2 protein-coding genes are annotated in these 2,648 nt (G+C 53.4%); one reads left to right on the top strand and one right to left on the bottom strand.

From position 1 onward, the window contains the following. Positions 1-569: 569 nt before the first annotated feature. Complete coding sequence (locus tag VAE55_RS11390) at positions 570-1,547, top strand: deoxyhypusine synthase family protein (protein WP_322815901.1); 978 nt, start codon at positions 570-572, stop codon at positions 1,545-1,547. A gap of 293 nt (positions 1,548-1,840) precedes the next feature. On the opposite strand, the gene VAE55_RS11385 is transcribed toward VAE55_RS11390, so the two are convergent. Further along, positions 1,841-2,554 (bottom strand): Crp/Fnr family transcriptional regulator, encoded by a 714-nt coding sequence (locus VAE55_RS11385; RefSeq protein WP_322815900.1) that lies wholly within the window; start codon positions 2,552-2,554, stop codon positions 1,841-1,843. Positions 2,555-2,648: the final 94 nt, after the last annotated feature.

Below are 2,648 nucleotides of genomic sequence, written 5' to 3'. Positions count from 1 at the left end.
GCCATCATCGCGTTGCAGCCAGCGCTAGAAGGTGCGCAAGCAGCCACCTTTGTGAGCAAACAGGATGCCAATCGTCACTAGCTCGCTCGGATACAACTCAGCTTACGAGTGGCTCGGAATGTGAGGCAAGTGGTCATCCACATAGCAGAAACTGTGTAGGATAATGTCGGCTGTGGTCATGGGGTGTCTCCTCGGTGTAGTTTCGCAACCTTGAGGATACCCCTTGACTCAACTAGCACCAATGGTTAGTAGTATCATTACCAGACAAGATGATCATGAAGTGAACACACACCGCACCCGTACCGGTATAATACGCGACCGGTATATAGTGCAGTTGATGCTGAAGCGTGGCTTCCGCACGCCAAACTACACGCCGACAGATACTCACGCTGCGGAATGCCCGAAAGAGTTCCTCTTCTGCATTCCTAAATTTTCTCCTTCCCTACTTTCCACATGGCCGTATACCGAAAGGAGACGTGAAGGTCGAAAGAGCGTGCTATAATCGGCGAGGCACCCGTGTGCCTGACCAGACAGGAAACGGTTAGATCACTATGAAAGGATATACACCGATGACAAACGGAGCTGTGAGCCAGTTTGTCCGCCACCATTTTCGTCATTTCAACGCAGCAGCCCTGGTTGATGCGGCTGATGCCTACCGTCGCCATCTCGATCAGGGTGGTCAGATGATGATTACGCTGGCCGGGGCCATGAGCACGGCGGAGCTTGGGCTTTCGCTGGCCGAGATGATCCGGCAGGGGAAGGTGCATGCGATTTCCTGTACCGGCGCTAACCTGGAGGAGGATATTTTCAATCTGATCGCGCACGACTTCTACGAGCGTGTCCCTCACTACCGCGATCTCAGTCCGCAGCAAGAACAGGAGTTGCTTGAGCGGCATATGAATCGGGTGACCGATACCTGTATTCCCGAAGAAGAGGCAATGCGGCGACTGGAAAAGGCTCTGCTCGATGAGTGGATGCAGGCTGATCGGAATGGCGAATGTTATTTCCCCCACGAGTTTATCTACCGTATCCTCCGTGCCAGGAAGCTTGAACAGTACTATCAGATTGATCCCCGCGATTCTTGGGTGTATGCGGCGATGGAACGCAATCTGCCGATCTATGTACCGGGGTGGGAAGACTCGACCACCGGGAATATGTACGCCGCCCACTGCATTACCGGTGAGATCAAGAATGTGCACACGGTACGTACCGGGATCGAGTACATGATCGATCTGGCCGATTGGTATACCCGAACGTCGGCTCGCGCCTCTATCGGCTTTTTCCAGATCGGTGGCGGCATTGCCGGTGATTTTCCGATTTGTGTGGTACCGATGTTGCATCAGGATTTAGGGCGCGAGGGGGTGCCGGTTTGGGGCTATTTCTGCCAGATCAGTGATTCAACAACCAGCTATGGCTCGTATTCGGGGGCCGTCCCCAATGAAAAGATTACCTGGGGGAAGCTGGCGGTTGATACGCCGAAGTTCATCATCGAGTCGGATGCCACTATTATTGCACCGCTGATGTTCGCCCTGATACTGGGCTGGTGATGGTAGATGTCGTTGTCGGGGCGACAATGATACGCCCCGACAAGAATCACTGACAGGCCAGACGGTCGTGATATGCACGCATCCGCAACCAGCAGAGTAAACGGTACGACACGCATCTGATCGTGAACACGGCAGGCGCGGCAGCGTGGCTGCCGCACTCCAAACTATGCGCTACGAGTAACCCGGCAGAGAGACGGTGTCTACCTCTCTACACCCAGGGCATTGCCAGTGTGACGGTGCGATCATGAGCGATGACAGCCAGGGAACCGGATTTAGTATTACATACCAAACCTTTATTCACTCAGTTTCTGCAAGCCGATTTCATCTAACAAGACAATTCGACCTCGCCGCAGCTCAATCAATCCCTGTGCACGGAGATCATTCAGAATTTTGGTTGTGGTTTCGCGATACGTGCCGAGCATTTCGGCTAATGCTTCGTGGGTCAGGGCCACTTCCCGCTGGGAACTACCTGGACGAAAGAGGCGCCGTTTGGCGGGTTGAGCCATCTGTAGGAGAAGCGTGGCAATCCGCTGCGGCAAACTCTTGAAGGCAAAATCGGACAACCTCTGCTCAGCACTGATCAAACGCTGGCCCAAAATCTCGACGATGCGAGTCGCAATTCGCGGATCGCTCAGCAACAGGTGCTTCACATCCTCGCGACTCATCAGGCAGAGCAGACAGGGAGAAATTGCTTCGGCATAGTGTTGGTGCAGTTGTTGACCAAGCAGCGCCATTTCACCGAAGATCGTGCCTTCATTGAGGATAGCAGTTGTGAGGATTTTGCCATCGGCTGAGAGGCGATAGATGCGCACACGCCCCTCTTTAAGGATGAACAACACCTCAGCGCGTTGTTCCGGGGAAAAGAAGACGGTCCCAGATGGAACACGCTGCATCGGTGCCCGTTTCCCCAGCAATTCAATCTCATCTGGATCAAGATCACGAAAGATGTCAATATCGCGCAGATAGCGCACCTTGTCGTCCAGACGATCTGATGGCAACGTACCCACACCAATTCCTTTCGCGATTTAGAACTTATTTCAAAATTCGGTCAATGCACCACAACATGATAGCGACGAGACAACATGCACGAGAGCTATGCAG

Origin of the sequence: Chloroflexus sp., assembly GCF_034432675.1 — a bacterium.
Lineage (GTDB): Bacteria > Chloroflexota > Chloroflexia > Chloroflexales > Chloroflexaceae > Chloroflexus.
This window is presented reverse-complemented; position numbering and strand designations above follow the sequence as displayed.